We start from the raw sequence: 16844 nt of genomic DNA, 5'->3' as shown, positions 1-16844 counted from the left end.
TCGCAGCCTTGAATGAGTTCACCATTCAGGAGGGCGCCGCGTGACCAATTTCTCAGCCGTAACAACCGCCTATCGCGGCGCTTGGGCCCAGCGGCGTGTCTTTGTGCCTGTGTATGTTGCTGTGCGGTTGTTGCTGGTTGCATTGATCGCCCCCGGCGTTGCCATTGCCGTCAATCTGGCCGTTTCACTGTCGGATCAATCCGCATTGACAGACCAGGACATTGCTATGTTTTTGCTGTCGCCTGCAGGGTTCGTCGCGGCGGTTGCGGTGCTCAGCCTGTTCCTGCTTGCTGAAGTCTTTGTTTTCTCTGTTATGGCAGGATCGCTGCGAATGGGTGAGAACGACCCGTGGCGCGCAGGCAGCGCTTCGATTCGCCTGATTTTGACGCGCGTACCTGCGCTTTTCGGATTTGCTGCGCGGTTCATTCTGCGTGTGCTGGTTCTGGCGCTGCCCTTCGTCGCTGTGGCAGGCGTGATCGCGTGGTGGACGCTGACGGAATACGACATCAACTATTACCTCACCTTCCATCCGCCCTCATTCTGGGTTGCAGTGGTGCTGATCGGCTTTGTGGTGCTCTGCCTGGCCTGGGTTCTGATCCGCAGGCTTTCTGCTTGGGCGCTGGCTCTGCATCTGGTGTTGTTTGAAGATTGCAAACCTGCCGAAGCCTTCGCGACTAGTACCGATCGGATGGAGGGCAAACGCGGCCGCCTTAAGATCGAACTGGCCCTTTGGCTTGCGATCCGTCTGGTCATTGCGGCGCTCATCGCGGGTGCCGCCGGGGTGCTGTTCGATCTCGTGCCGTTGCAAGAAAGCGCGAACCTGCGTTTTGCGCTGATTTTCAGCTTCATTGTCGCGGGCTTGTGGTCATTAGCAGGGCTTGTGCTCGCTGCAATAGCACTGGGTGCACTGGCGGTATTGTTGGATGGGTTCTTCGAAACGCAAGCCAACGAGGTTCCCCACCCGGAGCCGGGCAACCTACGCGCGCCGCTCTATGCGGTTGTGGGTGGCGCAACTATTGCTTTGCTGATCGGCCTATGGTCCGGGCAGGAATTGCTCGAGCGTATTCAAGCGCCCGACCATGCCGATGTCATCGGGCATCGGGGCGCGGCGGCGATACGGCCGGAAAACACCATGGCTGCGGTGTTGAAGGCGATCGAAGATGGCGCCGACTGGGTCGAGATCGATGTTCAGGAAACAGCAGACGGTGTGGTTATCATCGCGCATGACAGTGATTTTATGAAATTGGCCGGTGTGCCGCTCAAGGTCTGGGATGCGACGATGGAGGATGTGGCCGAGATCGATATCGGCAGTTGGTTCGGCCCGGAATACGCCTCGGAACGGACGCCGACGCTGTATGATGTGCTTGAGGCTGCCAAAGGTAAGTCCAAAGTCATTATCGAGCTGAAATACTACGGCCATGACGTCGATCTGGAAAACCGCGTCGCTGCGATTGTCGAAGAACTTGAGATGCAAGACGATATCGCCACCATGTCCCTGAAGTATCCTGCGGTGCAGAAAATGAAAGCGCTGCGCCCGGATTGGCGCGCAGGAGTATTGGCCGCCACCGCGATTGGCAATTTGTCGGGGCTTGAGGGCGATTTTGTAGCTGTGAACGCAGCAACGGTTTCGCCGGGTCTGATCCGATCGGTCCACGATGCGGGCAAGGATATCTATGTCTGGACGGTGAACGACCCATTGCAAATGTCGGCCATGGCCTCGATGGGGGTCGATGGGCTGATTACCGACCGTCCCGCGATGGCCCGCGAAGTGTTGCGCATCCGCGCTGAAATGGGACCGGGGGAGCGGTTGATGTTGTGGCTGGCAACGACCTTTGGCCTGTCGATCGAAACCACTGAGATGCGCGATGCAAACCCATAGACTCGCCGCACTTTTGGCCTGCTGCGTGCTTCCCGCCAATGCGCAGGACTTGATGCGCAGCGTTGAAATGCCCGCGCACAGGGCGTTAGTCGAGTCGATGGAAGGCGCTGAGTTGACCCCGTTTGAAACCGATGGCTGCTCGGGTGGATTATCGTCAAGTTGGCGACTAGTCGCTGAGACCTTCCCCAAGTTCAGCTTGCTGTACGAAGAGCATCCCCCGTGGGAGTATTGCTGCGTCACACATGATCGCGCCTATCATAACGCGGGTGGTGCGTCACAGGCCGAAGCCAGTTTTGATGCGCGTCTTGCTGCTGATGAAGGACTGCGCCTTTGCGTCGAAGCCCACGGTGATACCCATGCCGAGGACTATGCTGCGCGCTATGATATGACGCCGGATCAGATTCGCTCGGTCCATTCGATTACATCCGAGGCAATGTTCCTTGCGGTACGCTTTGGTGGTGGTCCGTGCAGCGGTCTGCCCTGGCGCTGGGGGTTTGGTTATCTCGGCTGCACGATCTTTGGTCCAACTGCGCGCGAATGACGTCGTGACAGGCCCTGATTTTTACATTATTCAGCATTCCAAACACGCGAATTGGGATTCTTTGAAACATGGCTGAACATAAGCACGGCGAGATGGACATCACCGTTCAAACCAAAACCTTCGACGGGTTCATCAAATTCACCACCTGGTTTGTGGTGGCAAGTATCTTCCTTTGCATTTTCCTGGCGGTATTTGCTGCCTGATCATTTTCTGCGGCGTACCACCCATGTTCAGGATTTTAATAGCCTGTCTGCTGGCGGCGACAGTTGCTGGGTGCGCTGGTTCACAGCGCCCGCAGGCTGAGTCCTCTGAAATCGCATCCCGGTCCTATCGTGATCCGGGGCCGGCGACACTGACGCTCTATACAATGATCAGCACGCGCACCGGGTCGGGGGCGCATACGTCGCTGATGATCAGTGGTAGCGAGAGGGTGATTTTTGATCCTGCGGGATCCTTTCGTGCCGACGTAGTACCGATAAAGAACGATGTGCTTTATGGCATTACGCCAAATGTCGAGCGTGCCTATCGCAGCAGTCACGCGCGCGAGACGCATTATGCCCGTATCCAAACTATCCAAGTGACGCCGCAACAGGCGGAAATCGCGCTTCAACTGGCCAAACAGATGGGTCCAGTTGCCGGGGCATTCTGCGCGAATTCAACGGCACAGCTTTTGCAGCAGGTTCCAGGGTTCGAGCAAATCAGAACCACATTCTATCCGGTGAAACTGTCCGACCAGTTTGGTCAGATACCGGGTGTTGTCACGACGGAGTATCGCGAAAGTGACTCGGCCGATCTGCAGCAGGGTCTGGCCGAAAACAACGCGCGCTTGAACCAGATTGAAGCAGCCTCAACCAACTAGGTAGAGCAAACCATAAAGCGTGGCGGCGCCCGTAAAAATCGCCGCCAGAACGTTCTTTGTGACGTACCCGACTGTTAACGCAACAGCAGCAGCTGACATGCGCGGCAAATCAGGCTGGCCGTCGGTGGCGGATGGCCAGACCACAAGTGGCGCGATCAGGGCAGGAATAATCGCGACTGCCGTATAGCGCAGGTGGCGCAGCAGCCAGGGCGGCATCGGGCGATCCCCAACCAGACCGATAAATGTGAATCTTAGAAGGTAGCTGCCAATCGCAAGGCCGATGATTATGATCCAGATGGTGGTGCTATCGATCTGCGTCATGACTTATTCCGTTCCAGCATCAGTTCGACCTGTGCACCGGCGACCATTCCTGCGGCACCTGCGATTAGAAGGCCTAGATTGAAGGGCACAGCAACCGTCAGCAAGGCCACCACGATCGCAACCAATGCCGCCACCACATGGGCCAACGTGCGCATCATTGGTCCGATCATGGCTAGAAAGGTGATTGGCAATGCGAAATCCAAGGCCCAACTTTCTGGTATCTGCGTTCCCAGAACCGCGCCCAGATACGTGCCCAAGACCCAAAGCGGCGTAATCGGTGTGACCGAGCCAAAGAAATAGATCATGCGCTGTGGCACGGTCATATCGGGTTCTTTTTCAAACCGGATCATCGAGCAGGCATAGGATTGATCGACGATCAGATAGGCCGCGCAGGCGCGCTGCCACAGTGGCGCTGCGCCCAGATAGGGCGTTAGCGAGGCCGAATACATTGCAACCCTCAAATTCACCGCCAGCGCAGAAATCAGGACGATCACGGTGGGCGTATTGTCCTGCAGCAATTGCAATGCGGTGAATTGCGCAGCACCCGCAAACACGGTGGCGGAAAAGGCCATGGTCTGAATGATGTTCAACCCCGCCTCGGTTGCAAAGACTCCGAACAGCAGGCCGAACGGCATGGCGACGAAGACGAATGGTGCCCCGTCGCGAAAACCTTTCCAGAAGTATGACTTGGGTGTGGCAGAGGCCATGGCTAAATCCTATGGTGTTGCGAGCAGCAGTAGCCGTCTTGGGAAGGGGTTGCAATTGGCCAAGGAATTCGACCTGTCAGACTACCTTATTGCCCCTGATCCGGGCGCGGCGCGACTGACCCGTGCGGTGGAAGGCGTAGATCAGAATGGAGAGGTCAGCCAGATCTCGGTAGTCGAGGAGCGCCCGTTGACGATCTTTCTGAATTCGCAGGAAATCGTGACCGCGATGACTATCGGTGACTACCCCGAATATCTCGCACTGGGGTTTCTGCGTAATCAGGGCATGCTGCTGGCCGATGATCAGATCACGCGGGTTGATTACGACGATGATCTGGAAACCGTTGTCGTGCGCACAGCGCGTGAGACTTCGTATGAGGACAAACTAAAGAAGAAGACGCGGACAAGTGGCTGCGCAGTGGGTACCGTTTTTGGCGACATGATGGAGGGGTTGGAGGACGTGCTTTTGCCGCAGGTCTCGGTGCGCACCTCGTGGCTCTATGATCTGGCATCCAAGATCAATCGCACGCCGTCGCTGTATCTTGAGGCCGGGGCGATCCATGGCACCGTGCTGTGCCGTGAGAGCCGCCCGCTGGTCTATATGGAGGATGTGGGCCGTCACAACGCCGTCGACAAGATCGCGGGCTGGATGTTGTCCGAGGGAGAGGGCGCCGCAGACAAGATCCTCTATACAACCGGTCGCCTGACCTCGGAGATGGTGATCAAAACGGCAATGATGGGGATCCCGGTACTCGCTTCGCGGTCGGGTTTCACCGCCTGGGGCGTTGAAATCGCGCGAGAGGTCGGCCTGACGCTGATCGGTCGCATGCGCGGGCAGCGGTTTGTATGTTTGTCTGGCGAAGACCGTTTGGTACGTGACGTTGATCCCGCATCCGTGGCTGCCGAGGACACGAAGCATCGCAGGAAAAGTGCCAATGGCTGAACGGACACCAAAACTGTTGGGCGTTATTTTGGCAGGTGGCCTGGCGACCCGCATGGGGGGAGGCGACAAGGGGTTGTTGCAGATCGGTGGGGTTAGCCTGCTGGATCGTGTGATCAATAGGTTCTCGCCTCAGGTCGAGGCTCTGGCTCTGAATGCCAACGGGGATGCATTGCGATTCAATGAACTGGGTTTGCCTGTGATTGCGGATTCGATCGATGGCTTTGCGGGACCACTTGCCGGTGTTCTCGCTGGACTTGATTGGGCTGCAGAACAGGGTACCCAGTCCATTGTGACAGTCGCCGCTGATACACCGTTCTTTCCGCGAGATCTGGTGGCGCAACTGGTGCGGGCTTCTGAAGGGCAAAAGCACCCTCTTGTTCTGGCAACCACTCCGCGAACTGGCGAAGAGGCTTTGAAATCTGGCGGGTCCAGGCGAGTGAACAGGCACCCGACATTTGGTCTCTGGCCTGTTGCGTTGCGCGATGATCTGCGGGCGGCACTTGAGGGTGGTTTGCGCAAGGTCGTCCTTTGGACTGATCAGCACGACGGGCGAGAAGCGCTGTTTTCGGCCCAGCCGTTTGATCCCTTCTTCAACGTCAACACACCCGATGATCTGGCCCGCGCTGAAACTCTGTTGGAGCTGGCATGAGACTCTACGGCGTCATCGGTTGGAAAAACGCGGGCAAAACCGGGCTGGTAGAGCGGCTGGTGGTCGAAATCACTGGACGTGGGTTTACCGTCTCTACCGTTAAACATGCCCACCACAGTGTCGATGTCGACCAGCCGGGAACAGACAGCTACCGGCATCGCGTGGCTGGGGCGTCCGAAGTGCTTTTGGCATCGGGTCAGCGTGTTGCTCTGATGCAGGAATTGCGCGGGGCACCAGAGCCAAAACTGGATATCTTGTTGGCACGCTTGTCTCCGGTTGATCTGGTGCTGATTGAAGGGTTCAAGCGTGAACACCACCCCAAAGTGGAGGCATTTCGTACAGCGCCTGGAAACCCGCTGATCGCGACGGAAGATGACTCGATCCGTGCGGTTGCCAGTGATACGCCATTGAAGCTGGATCGCCCTGTTTTTGATTTGAACGATACGGCGGCAATTGCTGATTTCATTCTTGGGGAGGTCGGACTTTGAGCAAGCCAGACATATCGCCTCCACCCCTGCGCAATGATTGCTTTGCCTTGCCCGCCGGGGTGAACTGGACGCCGGTCGACGACGCACTGGCATTGCTACGGGAAAGATTGGCCGTCGTAACAGGGGTCGAAAGCGCGCCGCTGATGCAGGCCGCCGGTCGCATTCTGGCAGAAGATGTGCAGGCCAAACGGTCAAACCCACCACAGCCCAACACCGCTGTTGATGGATACGGATTTGCTGGACCAGTGGCGGATGGCCCTTGTGTCTTGCCCTTGGTTGAAGGTCGCGCAGCGGCCGGTGTTCCGTTTGGCGGTAAGGTTCCCTCGGGCCATGCCGTACGCGTGTTGACCGGGGCTGCGCTTCCGGAGGGTGTTGATACGGTTATTCTGGAAGAGGATGTGACCCTCGATCAGGGTCACATTGCGTTCCGAGGTCCATTGAAAAAAGGTGCAAACGCACGAAAGGCTGGCGAAGACGTGGTCGAAGGTGCGCTGGCCTTGCCTGCAGGGCGATGGCTGACACCCGCTGATTTGGCACTTTTGTCGGCAATAGGGTTGGCCGAAGTGTCGGTGTACAAAGTGCTGCGCGTCGGGGTGCTGTCGACCGGGGACGAATTGGTCGAGCCCGGTGACATTGCCGCACCAGGGCAAATCTACGACGCCAACCGTCCGATGCTGTTATCGCTGGTCGAACGAATGGGGTTTGAACCGGTTGATCTTGGTAGCGCCGAGGACAGCCGGGAGGCGTTGGAGGATCATCTGGATCAAGCCGCTCGGCGGGTGGATGTGATCCTGACCAGCGGTGGGGCCTCTGCCGGGGATGAAGATCACGTCTCAGCCCTGTTGCAAGAGGCCGGGGCGATGCAGGAATGGCGCATCGCGCTGAAACCCGGACGGCCTTTGGCGTTGGGCATGTGGGATCAAACGCCGGTGTTCGGCCTGCCCGGCAATCCGGTGGCCGCAATGGTCTGCACGTTGGTATTCGCCCGCCCCGCGCTGAGCTTGATGGCCGGAGCAGGTTGGCAGGAACCGCAAGGGTTCGACGTGCCTGCCGCATTTGAAAAGCGCAAGAAACCGGGTCGCCGCGAATATCTGCGCGCCCGCATCCGTGAAGGACGGGCCGAGGTGTTTCATTCAGAAGGGTCCGGCCGGATAAGCGGGCTGAGCTGGGCCGAAGGGCTGGTTGAAATCGAGGACGGTGCGCGTGATATTCAGCCGGGTGATCCAGTACGATTTATCCCCTACGGAAGCTTTGGGCTCTAATCAGTCGAACGTCCCTGCAACCCGTCCCAGCAGCATAAAAGCGCGCGCGGTACGCGTCTCACCCAATGCGTTCAGTTCGGCGTCGCTGGCGTCGGGTTCGAACTCAACGATCATGTGATCGAAGCGCCGCAGGAAATGGTGTGCCGCATCGCGAAAGATCGGATCCTGTTTCATCCGCGCCGCCGTCAGCGCCAGCGAAGACCGGTCCCGGATACCGCCCAACGCAGCCACCGAACGCCCGCGGGCGCCTTGCGCAAACTGCCGCCAGATCTCGGGCCGGGCCATATCGGGGCGCAGGTCATCCATATAGATGCCTTCCTGACTAAGCAGGGTCAGAACATCCTGTGAGGCCTGAACAAGTTGCGATGCCTTGCGATCCTTCAACGCAAGACGCAGCGCGTCGAAACCCGCCTCATCGCTCTGCGTTTCAGGGAAGTTCAGGGCGCGGATGAAGATGTTGGTTGGCAACGGGGCCGCAATCTCTTCCGCAGGCGTGCCAAGTTCCAAGGTGGTTTGATTTGCAGGTTCGGATGCAGGCTTGCTGGCGCGCGCAGGTTCGCTGCGATTGGTTGAGAATGTCGCTAATGCGCTCTCGGTCTTTTTGGCACTTTCGGCGATTTCATCCAGTTTCTTGCCGACCATCGGTTCATAGGTGCTGGTCGCGCGCTGTTGTTGCACCACATAGCTGTTGCGGATTGCGTCGATAGCGGTTTGCAGACGCGCGCTTTCTTCGCGCATAACGCGACTGGCGCGCATCGCCAACGCTGCAACCCAGATCATCGCCACTGGCATAAACACCGCCAGAAATGTGACGATAAATCCGCCTTCCTGTGCCCCGGGTAGCACCAGAAATACTACTGACACCACCAGCCAGATCAGGCTGAGCACAACAGCCGCGATCTCGATCTCGGTAATCGAGGGATGCGCGGGCCGATCGTAAATTCCCAGCGAGGTCGGTTTCTCGGGTTCTTGCTCGGGCTCAGACCCTGACATGATAAATGCTCCGGTCAGGCGTATTTGATACTCAGAACTTCGTAAGAGCGTACACCGCCGGGGGTGCGAACCTCGACACTGTCGCCTTCTTCTTTGCCGATCAGGGCGCGGGCGATCGGGGATTTGATATTCAGGAGGCCATTTTCAATATTGGCTTCATACTCACCGACGATCTGCCAGGTCTTTTCTTCGTCGGTATCTTCATCAACCAATGTCACCTTGGCGCCAAACTTGATCGCACCCGACAGCTTGGCGGGATCGATGACGTCGGCAAGCGACAGGATGCCCTCAAGCTCTTTGATGCGGCCCTCGATAAAGCCTTGCTTTTCACGAGCGGAATGGTATTCCGCGTTCTCTTTCAGGTCACCGAGTTCGCGGGCTGAGGCAATCGCCTCGATGATCGCCGGGCGCTCGACGGATTTCAGGTTTTTCAGCTCTGCCTCGAGCGCGGCATTGCCCGAAGGCGTCATGGGGATCTTTTCCATAGTCTTGTCGTCCACGCATAAATGTTACGCCCCGCCGCACAAAAGCGTCGGGGCGAAGGATGGGTTGGCAATTACCTGACCCAAATGGAGCGTGAATTGCAAGAGGGGAGGCGCGGGTTGTCAGTAAACTCGCAACTTAGCGCCGCCGTTTAGGAGGTTGATTGCGCCGGTGGCGCTGCCCCAACAGCTCCCCGCGTCGCCAACGGCTGGCATCGTGCCCAAGCCACAACATCTCAATCATACTGAACCACCTCGAATTCGATGCCGTTGTCGTCGCGGAAATAGAAGCGCCGCCCGGGCTCATAATCAGCGTGGTTGTGAGGTTTGAACCCTGCTTTGCGAACCTTTTCTTCGGTGGCTTCGATATCTTCGACCAGCACGCCCACATGGTTCAATCCACCCACGATATCATAGCTGCTTTCACCTAATGGTTTCGGATCATCGGGGGCGTAGAGCGCCAGATAGGTGTGCGCACTGCCCACATGCACTGTGTAGCCACCGGCTATGGCCGGGCCTTCCCAGCGTGTTTTCCAGTCAAAGACTTTCTGCATCCACGCCGCAGATGCCTTTGGGTCGCGGACCGTGAAGTTGGTATGTTCCAGAGTCGCCATCATAGGATCTCCTTCCTGATTTAAGGCTTGTCCCGACTCACCGTAATTTCTAAACCTAACTTTAGGTCAAGGGATTTTATTGGAGAATGTTATGGCTGTTTCCGAAGGATTAGCGATTGGTGCTTTGGCTCGACGGACGGGGTTAGCTGTGTCGGCGATCCGGTACTATGAAGCGCAGGGTTTGATATCTCCGTGGCGAAACGCGGGTGGTCAGCGACGGTATCAGCGTGCCGATATTCGACGGCTAAGTTTTGTGATGATCGCACAGCAGTTCGGCCTGACCCTGCCAGAAATACGAGAAGTGCTTTTGGAACTGCCCGGTAATCGAACACCGACGCCGCAGGACTGGAAAAACATCAGCGAAGGGCTGCGCACCCGGCTGGATCAGCGAATCGATACGCTGATGCGGTTGCGCGACAATCTGGACGGCTGTATCGGCTGCGGCTGTCTCAGCTTGCCTAAATGTAAGCTTTACAACCCCGATGACAGGGCAAAATCCCATGGTAGTGGTCCCAGATACCTGATGGGCGATGCGCCAGAGGCTTGATGTGTCGAATAGCGTCATTGTTACGCCGTGTTTCGATTGACCAAAGTCTTTCCGACCATGTAATCAGCCGTGAAACAATATTGCGCCGACCAAGCGGTGAAAGCGCCAATTCGGAAAGTTAGCTAAGGAGCCCGCGATGGCCGAGATTGAACGCGAAGCGATGGAATACGACGTGGTGATCGTGGGTGCAGGCCCCGCGGGCCTGTCGGCGGCCATCCGTCTGAAACAGCTGGATGCCGACCTGAATGTCGTGGTTCTGGAGAAGGGCTCGGAAGTGGGCGCGCATATCCTGTCGGGTGCGGTTCTGGATCCGTGTGGCTTGGATGCTCTTATCCCCGATTGGAAGGAAAAGGGTGCCCCGCTGAACGTACCTGTGCATGAAGACAACTTCTACATGCTGGGTGAGGCGGGTCAGATCCGTATCCCCAACTTCCCGATGCCGCCGCTGATGAACAACCACGGCAACTACATCGTCTCGATGGGCAATGTCTGCCGCTGGATGGCCGAACAGGCCGAGGAACTGGGCGTCGAAATATTCCCCGGCATGGCCTGTTCTGAGCTGGTCTACGGTGAAAACGGTGAAGTCAAAGGCGTCGTGGCCGGTGTTTTTGGCCTAGAGGCCGACGGTTCTTACGGTCCTAACACTGAGCCGGGTATGGAGCTGCACGGTAAATACGTCTTCCTGTCGGAAGGCGTGCGCGGTTCACTGTCCAAGGAAGTCATCGCCAAATACGACCTGTCTGCCGGTAAAGAGCCGCAGAAATACGGCGTCGGCATGAAAGAGATCTGGGAGATCGACCCGGCCAAGCACAAAGAAGGCAGCGTCACGCACACCATGGGCTGGCCACTGGGCAGCAACGCGGGTGGCGGGTCGTTCATCTATCACCTTGAAAACAATCAGGTCTATGTCGGTTTTGTGGTTCACCTGAACTACAAGAACCCACACCTGTACCCCTACATGGAATTCCAGCGCTTCAAGCATCACCCGATGGTGGCCGAGCTGCTGAATGGCGGCAAGCGCGTTGCTTACGGCGCGCGCGCGATCACCGAGGGCGGCTATCAGTCGATGCCGAAACTGGTGGCTCCGGGTGTGGCGCTGCTGGGCTGTTCGGCGGGCATGGTCAACGTGCCTCGCATCAAGGGCAACCACAACGCCATGCTGTCGGGTAAAGCAGCGGCTGAGGCCGCTTATGACGCCATCAAGGCCGAGCGTTCGGGCGATGAGTTGACCGCCTATGAGGCTGACGTTCGTGAAGGCGCAATTGGCGCCGACCTGAAGAAGGTGCGGAATGTCAAGCCGCTGTGGTCGAAATATGGCCTGACTGCCAGCCTGGTGCTGGGAGGCATGGACATGTGGACCAACACGCTGGGCTTTTCGCTGCTGGGCACGCTGGGCCACGGTAAGAATGACGCGGAATCGACCGAAGATGCCAGCAAGCATCAACCGATCGATTATCCGAAACCAGACGGTACACTTTCCTTTGATCGCCTGACGAATGTATCGTTTGCGGCCACCAATCACGAGGAAAGCCAGCCTTGCCATCTGAAACTGGCCGACCCGGAAATACCGGTGAAGGTCAACCTGCCTAAATTTGATGAACCGGCGCAGCGTTATTGCCCCGCAGGCGTCTATGAAATGGTCGAGGATGAAAACGGTCCGCGATTCGTCATCAATTTCCAGAACTGTGTTCACTGTAAGACCTGCGACATCAAGGATCCCAGCCAGAACATCACCTGGACCACGCCGCAGGGCGGCGACGGACCGAACTACCCCAATATGTAGGCAAGAACATGGGCGTTGGCAGGGTCGTGAAGGCTCTGCCATTGCCCTTCGCCCACCAAAGCCCTAGCTTATCCTTCAGTCAACGACAGTAAGGCAGGCAATCGGTGGTTTCCCTGGTAAGACGTACGGCATTGGCCGTCATTCTCAGCGCAGCAATAACGCTCCCGGCGGTAGCCGATTCCGGGTCGGGGTCGTATTTGGCAGGGCGGCAGGCGATTTATCAAAGCGACTATCCAGCCGCCGAGCGGTATTATTCGCAGGCGCTTCAAGCAGATCCTAAAAACGCAAAACTGTTAGAAAACGTTGTTGTAGCGCGGTTGGCTCTGGGTGAAATCGAGCGTGCCTTGCCGGTTGCGAATGCTATCGAAGAACAAGATTTACCCAGCCAGGCTGCCCGGATGGTGATCTCGGCGAATTTGCTTGCAAGCGGAGAGCTGGATGAATTTCTGGCCCGTGACCCTGAGACACAGGGGGTTGGTCCTTTGGTCGATGGTCTGTTGATCGCATGGACACACATGGCGCAGGGTGCCATGTCCAAGGCGATGGAAGAATTTGATGCGGTTTCCACGCAGGAAGGGCTTAAAGAATTTGCGCTCTACCATAAGGCTATGGCCTTGGCATCGGTCGGGGATTTCGAAGGGTCCGAAGCGATTTTTGAGGCCGATAATGGTGCTGTTGCCCGCTTCTCGCGCCGCGCGGCGTTGTCGCGAACCGAAGTTTTGTCACAACTCGACCGCAACGAAGATGCGCTTCAATTCCTTGAAGATGTGTTCGCTGCAGGAAGTGACCCAACCATTGAAGGGTATGTAAGTCGCCTGACTAATGGCGAAACGTTGCCGTTTACACATGTGCGATCTGCACAGGATGGCATGGCCGAAGTGTTCTATTCAGTGGGTGCAGCACTGAGCGCAGAGGCCGCGCCCGACTATGTACTCCTCTATATTAGGGCCGCGACGTTCCTGCGCTCAGACCACATCGACGCGATCCTGTTGAGCGCAGAGCTTTTGGACGGTCTGGAGCAATATGATCTTGCCGTTGATGTCTATCGGCAGGTACCACCGACAAGCAGCGACTATCACGCTGCCGAGTTGGGGCGCGCCGAAGTGCTCAGCCGTTCCGATCGCAAAGATGCGGCCGCTGAAGTGTTGCAAAACCTCGCAGCGCAGAGCCCCGATTTGCCGGGTGTACATGTGGCTTTGGCAGACCTTCGGCGTCAGCAGGAAGATTATGCGGCGGCGGTTACGTCATATGACAAGGCCATTGCTTTGACTGAGGAAGGTGCAGGCAGCAATTGGTTCCTGCACTATGCACGCGGGATATCCCATGAACGTCTCAAGAACTGGGAGATGGCCGAGGCCGATTTCCGACGCGCGCTTGAGTTGAACCCGGATCAACCGCAGGTGCTGAACTATCTGGGGTATTCGTTGGTTGAACGAAAAGAGAAGCTGGACGAAGCGCTTGAGATGATAGAACGCGCGGTCGCTGCGCGGCCGGACAGCGGCTATATTGTCGACAGTTTAGGGTGGGTGTTGTTCCGCCTGGGCCGGTATGACGAGGCGGTTGATCACATGGAGCGAGCCGTTGAGCTGATGCCTGTCGATCCGGTGGTGAATGATCATCTGGGCGATGTTTATTGGGCTGTCGGTCGTGCTCGCGAGGCGGAGTTTCAGTGGAAACGTGCCCTGTCCTTCATCGACCCTGAAGACACCGATGGAGAGGCCGATCCTGAGCGTATTCGTCGTAAGATTGAGGTAGGGCTGGATACTGTCTTGCACGAAGAGGGCGCTGAGCCATTGAAGGTCGCCAATGAAGGCTGAGGCATTTGCCCCCGCCAAAATCAACCTGACCCTGCATGTAATCGGCCAGCGAGATGATGGCTATCATCTGCTGGATTCGATGGTTGCCTTCGCAGATGTCGGGGATCGACTTAGCTTTTCTTCGGGACCCAAGCTGGCGTTGTCGGTAGAAGGCGAGTTCTCGAGCGGTGTGCCAATCAACCATAGCAATCTGGTCTGGCAGGCTGCGGAGGCGGCAGGCTGGGCCGGCAGCATTCTTCTAGACAAGCAACTGCCCCATGGCGGCGGTATCGGAGGCGGGTCTTCGGACGCAGCCGCGGTCCTGCGCACGGCGACGACTCAGGGGTCCATAAACGCAAATGATATTGCCTTGTCGCTGGGGGCAGATGTCCCGGCATGCCTATACGCTGCTGCGGCGCGAATGCGAGGTATAGGTGAGCAGATCGAACCGATTAATTTGCCGCCATTGCCAGTTCTTCTTGTTAATCCGGGGATCGCAGTTCCAACCGGACCTGTGTTTTCTGCGCTTCAAAGTCGAGAGAACGCGCCGATGCCAGCGAGAATTCCTACGTTCAAAACACCAGAAGATTGCGCGGCGTGGCTACGGGATCAGCGCAATGACCTTGAAGCGCCAGCGATGACGGTAGCGCCGGGAATTGCAGCTGTCCTTGATGCACTGAGCGATACGCGCGGCGTGTTACTGACCCGCATGTCAGGTTCAGGCTCTACCTGTATCGCGCTCTATCCAACCCTGAAAGCGGCCCATTTCGCCGCCTACGAGATCGGAGCCGCGCAACCCAACTGGTGGTGCCGCGCGACAATGCTTAGTTGAGGCGCGAAACAACATAGTCCGCCAGATCGCCTAGCAGTGTGCGGATTTCGTGGTCAGGAACGGCTTCCAATGACGCCTTCGCCTTGGCTGCCCAGCCGAACGCATCTGCGCGGGTAGCTTCCAGCGTGCGGTATTTGGCCATCAGCGATAGGGCGTAGTCCAGATCGCCTTCTTCCTGACGTCCGCGCCCTATCGTGCGTTCCCAGAAAGCATGTTCATCCGCGGTGGCTTGCGCCACAGCTTTGATGACGGGCAGTGTTAACTTTCGCTCGCGGAAGTCATCACCGACATTCTTGCCGGTGACCGCGCTATCACCTTGATAATCCAAAAGATCATCAGCGATCTGGAAGGCAACCCCAAGCGCATCACCATAATCATAAAGCGCTTTGACTTGAGCATCGTTTGCGCCGGCAATGACACCACCAACTTCGGTTGCAGCCGAGAAAAGCGCAGCAGTCTTCCCGCGTACAACTTGCAGATAGACACCCTCATCCGTGCCCAGATCGGTGGCTGCTGTCATCTGCAGCACTTCACCTTCCGCGATCGTGGCCGACGCGTTAGCCAGAATATCCAGAACCCGTAGCGAGCCCGTTTCAACCATCAGCTGGAAACTGCGGGAAAACAGATAGTCGCCAACCAGAACGCTGGATTTGTTGTCCCATAGCAAGTTTGCGGTGGGCCGCCCACGCCGCTGCCCGCTTTCGTCCACGACGTCGTCATGCAAAAGGGTCGCGGTGTGGATGAATTCGACAGTCGCGGCCAGCTTAACGTGATGGTCGCCGGAATAGCCAAATAACTGTGCAGCAGCCAGCGTCAGCATTGGGCGCAGGCGTTTGCCACCTGCCTCAACCAGATGTGCAGTCACTTCGGGGATGCGTGGGGCATGTTCCGACGCCATTCGGGTCCGAATCAGCGTATTCACCGCTGCCATTTCACCCGCCAACATCTCAGCCAGACGCTCATGCGGTTTCGAGATCGTGCTGACGCTCATCACACTCCTGATACAAGGCTCGACATCCCAGTCACCTTGCCCTTACATCCATCCCCATGAAAGAACTATTGCGCAGCACCGATCCGACAATCCTGGCTTTTGCAACGGCTCTCCTTGAGGGCGAGGATATAGACTGCTTTCAGATGGACGTAAATATGAGCATCCTCGAAGGGGGTATAGGAATTTTCCCTCGTCGCTTGATGGTGCGCGCCGATGACCTGACCCGCGCCGAGCGCGTTATGCGTGATAACGAGATACCGCTGGGGCGATGAGCTTGTTTTCCGACAATGAGCTGACGCTGAATGAATTTCTGGGTGGTCGTGTGCGATTATGGCAACCAAAGACTGGGTATCGCGCGGGCGTTGATCCTGTTTTGCTGGCCGCTTCGGTTCCTGCCCTCAAGGGTCAGTCAGTGTTAGAGCTCGGATGTGGCGCGGGAGCCGCTATTTTGTGTTTGTTGGCACGTGTTCCGCAATTGCAGGCGACAGGGGTCGAACTACAACCCGCTTATGCGGAACTGGCGCGTCGAAATGCCACTCAGAACGCTATGGACCTGTCGGTGGTCGAGGCTGATCTGAGCGCGCTACCCAGAGACCTGAAACAAGCACAGTTTGATCATGTGATCACTAATCCGCCTTATTACATGCCGGGTGCACATAGCCCATCGACCGATCCGGGACGGCAGATTGCTTTAGGTGAAAACACCCCACTAACAGCGTGGATAGATGTCGCGGCCCGGCGGTTAGCACCACGAGGATACTTGCACATGATCCAGAAAGCGGATCGCTTGCCAGACATACTGGCTGCCTGCAGTGGCCGCTTGGGGTCGGCCGAAGTGTTGCCTCTTTCTGCACGCGTGGGCCGCCCGGCCGAGTTGGTGATTCTACGAGCTCGTAAGGGAGGTCGCGCCAGCTTTCGGTTACAATCTCCGCTGATAATGCATCAGGGGGATCGGCACCTCAAAGATGGTGAAAGCTATACTCCCGAGGTTTCGGCGGTGCTGCGCGATGGCGCCGCATTGGCCGGATTCGCTTCAGATCGGCAATGACCAGCCGAATTTGTCGGATTTATTACAGATTCTGTGCGTCTGCAGCGTGACAGGCTGGAAATGATGTGATCAACTTCTTACGTCATACTTACCAAACCAGAGAAGGAGGACC

20 protein-coding genes are annotated in these 16844 nt (G+C 57.3%); 14 read left to right on the top strand and 6 right to left on the bottom strand.

All coding sequences use genetic code 11. From position 1 onward, the window contains the following. The first annotated feature begins 40 nt into the window (after positions 1–40). From ACR0IU_RS13725 to ACR0IU_RS13710, 4 genes are all read left to right on the top strand, one after another. Positions 41–1879, top strand: coding sequence for a glycerophosphodiester phosphodiesterase (locus tag ACR0IU_RS13725; RefSeq protein WP_480716635.1), 1839 nt, complete (start codon positions 41–43; stop codon positions 1877–1879). Further along, positions 1866–2420 carry a hypothetical protein gene (locus ACR0IU_RS13720; RefSeq protein ID WP_480456139.1) on the top strand — a complete coding sequence of 185 codons (555 nt, stop codon included), beginning with the start codon at positions 1866–1868 and terminating at the stop codon, positions 2418–2420. Before ACR0IU_RS13725 ends, ACR0IU_RS13720 begins: the two co-directional genes overlap by 14 nt. A 68-nt stretch (positions 2421–2488) precedes the next feature. Next, on the top strand, positions 2489–2623 hold the full coding sequence (locus ACR0IU_RS13715; protein WP_480456141.1) for an aa3-type cytochrome c oxidase subunit IV: 135 nt from the start codon (positions 2489–2491) through the stop codon (positions 2621–2623). A gap of 23 nt (positions 2624–2646) precedes the next feature. Beyond that, positions 2647–3279 carry a hypothetical protein gene (locus tag ACR0IU_RS13710; RefSeq protein ID WP_480716634.1) on the top strand — a complete coding sequence of 211 codons (633 nt, stop codon included), beginning with the start codon at positions 2647–2649 and terminating at the stop codon, positions 3277–3279. On the opposite strand, the gene ACR0IU_RS13705 is transcribed toward ACR0IU_RS13710, so the two are convergent. Both ACR0IU_RS13705 and ACR0IU_RS13700 read right to left on the bottom strand, forming a co-directional pair. Then, the gene (locus tag ACR0IU_RS13705; protein ID WP_480456143.1) at positions 3268–3600 is read right to left on the bottom strand and encodes an AzlD domain-containing protein; all 333 of its coding nucleotides are present in this window, start codon (positions 3598–3600) and stop codon (positions 3268–3270) included. The genes ACR0IU_RS13710 and ACR0IU_RS13705 overlap by 12 nt on opposite strands. Beyond that, the gene (locus tag ACR0IU_RS13700) at positions 3597–4307 is read right to left on the bottom strand and encodes an AzlC family ABC transporter permease (RefSeq protein WP_480716633.1); all 711 of its coding nucleotides are present in this window, start codon (positions 4305–4307) and stop codon (positions 3597–3599) included. Before ACR0IU_RS13700 ends, ACR0IU_RS13705 begins: the two co-directional genes overlap by 4 nt. Between ACR0IU_RS13700 and ACR0IU_RS13695 the strand changes: the two genes are divergently transcribed. From ACR0IU_RS13695 to ACR0IU_RS13680, 4 genes are read left to right on the top strand one after another with little or no spacing between them, the layout of a single operon-like run. Continuing rightward, positions 4306–5247, top strand: coding sequence for a formate dehydrogenase accessory sulfurtransferase FdhD (locus tag ACR0IU_RS13695; protein ID WP_480716632.1), 942 nt, complete (start codon positions 4306–4308; stop codon positions 5245–5247). The two genes, ACR0IU_RS13700 and ACR0IU_RS13695, sit on opposite strands and share 2 nt — an antisense overlap. Continuing rightward, a complete protein-coding gene (gene mobA / locus ACR0IU_RS13690) occupies positions 5240–5896 on the top strand; it encodes a molybdenum cofactor guanylyltransferase MobA (protein ID WP_480716631.1) in 657 nt (218 codons plus the stop codon). The genes ACR0IU_RS13695 and mobA overlap by 8 nt, the downstream gene beginning before the upstream one ends. Further along, positions 5893–6384, top strand: a complete 492-nt coding sequence (mobB, locus tag ACR0IU_RS13685) for a molybdopterin-guanine dinucleotide biosynthesis protein B (RefSeq protein ID WP_480716630.1) — start codon at positions 5893–5895, stop codon at positions 6382–6384. The genes mobA and mobB overlap by 4 nt, the downstream gene beginning before the upstream one ends. Beyond that, the gene (locus tag ACR0IU_RS13680) at positions 6381–7646 is read left to right on the top strand and encodes a molybdopterin-binding protein (protein ID WP_480716629.1); all 1266 of its coding nucleotides are present in this window, start codon (positions 6381–6383) and stop codon (positions 7644–7646) included. The genes mobB and ACR0IU_RS13680 overlap by 4 nt, the downstream gene beginning before the upstream one ends. On the opposite strand, the gene ACR0IU_RS13675 is transcribed toward ACR0IU_RS13680, so the two are convergent. The 3 genes from ACR0IU_RS13675 to ACR0IU_RS13665 form a co-directional block, all read right to left on the bottom strand. Next, positions 7647–8639: a hypothetical protein gene (locus tag ACR0IU_RS13675; RefSeq protein WP_170771998.1), complete on the bottom strand. Its 993-nt coding sequence runs from the start codon at positions 8637–8639 to the stop codon at positions 7647–7649. Positions 8640–8653: 14 nt separating this feature from the next. Next, entirely contained in the window at positions 8654–9124 is a 471-nt protein-coding gene (greA, locus tag ACR0IU_RS13670) for a transcription elongation factor GreA (RefSeq protein WP_170544695.1), read from the bottom strand. A 233-nt stretch (positions 9125–9357) separates the two neighbouring features. Continuing rightward, positions 9358–9738: a VOC family protein gene (locus ACR0IU_RS13665; protein WP_480716628.1), complete on the bottom strand. Its 381-nt coding sequence runs from the start codon at positions 9736–9738 to the stop codon at positions 9358–9360. An 88-nt stretch (positions 9739–9826) separates the two neighbouring features. On the opposite strand from ACR0IU_RS13665, the gene soxR reads away from it, so the two are divergent. The 4 genes from soxR to ACR0IU_RS13645 all read left to right on the top strand — a co-directional run bounded on the left by soxR (position 9827) and on the right by ACR0IU_RS13645 (position 14693). Further along, complete coding sequence (gene soxR / locus ACR0IU_RS13660; protein WP_010443641.1) at positions 9827–10282, top strand: redox-sensitive transcriptional activator SoxR; 456 nt, start codon at positions 9827–9829, stop codon at positions 10280–10282. A 136-nt stretch (positions 10283–10418) separates the two neighbouring features. Continuing rightward, a complete protein-coding gene (locus ACR0IU_RS13655; RefSeq protein ID WP_480716627.1) occupies positions 10419–12065 on the top strand; it encodes an electron transfer flavoprotein-ubiquinone oxidoreductase in 1647 nt (548 codons plus the stop codon). Between the two features lie 104 nt (positions 12066–12169). Then, complete coding sequence (locus ACR0IU_RS13650; RefSeq protein WP_480716626.1) at positions 12170–13882, top strand: tetratricopeptide repeat protein; 1713 nt, start codon at positions 12170–12172, stop codon at positions 13880–13882. Then, complete coding sequence (locus tag ACR0IU_RS13645; RefSeq protein ID WP_480716625.1) at positions 13872–14693, top strand: 4-(cytidine 5'-diphospho)-2-C-methyl-D-erythritol kinase; 822 nt, start codon at positions 13872–13874, stop codon at positions 14691–14693. Before ACR0IU_RS13650 ends, ACR0IU_RS13645 begins: the two co-directional genes overlap by 11 nt. Here ACR0IU_RS13645 and ACR0IU_RS13640 read toward each other — a convergent pair. After that, a complete protein-coding gene (locus tag ACR0IU_RS13640; protein WP_170771988.1) occupies positions 14686–15684 on the bottom strand; it encodes a polyprenyl synthetase family protein in 999 nt (332 codons plus the stop codon). The two genes, ACR0IU_RS13645 and ACR0IU_RS13640, sit on opposite strands and share 8 nt — an antisense overlap. A gap of 56 nt (positions 15685–15740) precedes the next feature. Between ACR0IU_RS13640 and ACR0IU_RS13635 the strand changes: the two genes are divergently transcribed. Together ACR0IU_RS13635 and ACR0IU_RS13630 are read left to right on the top strand one after the other, a co-directional pair. After that, positions 15741–15956, top strand: coding sequence for a putative signal transducing protein (locus ACR0IU_RS13635; RefSeq protein ID WP_008755664.1), 216 nt, complete (start codon positions 15741–15743; stop codon positions 15954–15956). Beyond that, positions 15953–16732, top strand: coding sequence for a tRNA1(Val) (adenine(37)-N6)-methyltransferase (locus tag ACR0IU_RS13630; protein ID WP_480716624.1), 780 nt, complete (start codon positions 15953–15955; stop codon positions 16730–16732). Before ACR0IU_RS13635 ends, ACR0IU_RS13630 begins: the two co-directional genes overlap by 4 nt. The last annotated feature ends 112 nt before the right edge of the window (positions 16733–16844 follow it).

This window comes from Ruegeria sp. CL5, from assembly GCF_056536485.1.
This window is presented reverse-complemented; position numbering and strand designations above follow the sequence as displayed.

Bases quoted from the DNA above. Each gene is read 5' to 3' on its own strand.
- ACR0IU_RS13705 (WP_480456143.1), bottom strand. From the start codon at position 3,600: ATGACGCAGATCGATAGCACCACCATCTGGATCATAATCATCGGCCTT.
- ACR0IU_RS13630 (WP_480716624.1), top strand. From the start codon at position 15,953: ATGAGCTTGTTTTCCGACAATGAGCTGACGCTGAATGAATTTCTGGGT.
- mobA (WP_480716631.1), top strand. From the start codon at position 5,240: ATGGCTGAACGGACACCAAAACTGTTGGGCGTTATTTTGGCAGGTGGC.
- ACR0IU_RS13695 (WP_480716632.1), top strand. From the start codon at position 4,306: ATGGCTAAATCCTATGGTGTTGCGAGCAGCAGTAGCCGTCTTGGGAAG.
- ACR0IU_RS13640 (WP_170771988.1), bottom strand. From the start codon at position 15,684: ATGAGCGTCAGCACGATCTCGAAACCGCATGAGCGTCTGGCTGAGATG.
- ACR0IU_RS13645 (WP_480716625.1), top strand. From the start codon at position 13,872: ATGAAGGCTGAGGCATTTGCCCCCGCCAAAATCAACCTGACCCTGCAT.
- soxR (WP_010443641.1), top strand. From the start codon at position 9,827: ATGGCTGTTTCCGAAGGATTAGCGATTGGTGCTTTGGCTCGACGGACG.
- ACR0IU_RS13715 (WP_480456141.1), top strand. From the start codon at position 2,489: ATGGCTGAACATAAGCACGGCGAGATGGACATCACCGTTCAAACCAAA.
- ACR0IU_RS13635 (WP_008755664.1), top strand. From the start codon at position 15,741: ATGAAAGAACTATTGCGCAGCACCGATCCGACAATCCTGGCTTTTGCA.
- mobB (WP_480716630.1), top strand. From the start codon at position 5,893: ATGAGACTCTACGGCGTCATCGGTTGGAAAAACGCGGGCAAAACCGGG.
- ACR0IU_RS13710 (WP_480716634.1), top strand. From the start codon at position 2,647: ATGTTCAGGATTTTAATAGCCTGTCTGCTGGCGGCGACAGTTGCTGGG.
- ACR0IU_RS13675 (WP_170771998.1), bottom strand. From the start codon at position 8,639: ATGTCAGGGTCTGAGCCCGAGCAAGAACCCGAGAAACCGACCTCGCTG.
- ACR0IU_RS13665 (WP_480716628.1), bottom strand. From the start codon at position 9,738: ATGATGGCGACTCTGGAACATACCAACTTCACGGTCCGCGACCCAAAG.
- ACR0IU_RS13720 (WP_480456139.1), top strand. From the start codon at position 1,866: ATGCAAACCCATAGACTCGCCGCACTTTTGGCCTGCTGCGTGCTTCCC.
- ACR0IU_RS13655 (WP_480716627.1), top strand. From the start codon at position 10,419: ATGGCCGAGATTGAACGCGAAGCGATGGAATACGACGTGGTGATCGTG.
- greA (WP_170544695.1), bottom strand. From the start codon at position 9,124: ATGGAAAAGATCCCCATGACGCCTTCGGGCAATGCCGCGCTCGAGGCA.
- ACR0IU_RS13700 (WP_480716633.1), bottom strand. From the start codon at position 4,307: ATGGCCTCTGCCACACCCAAGTCATACTTCTGGAAAGGTTTTCGCGAC.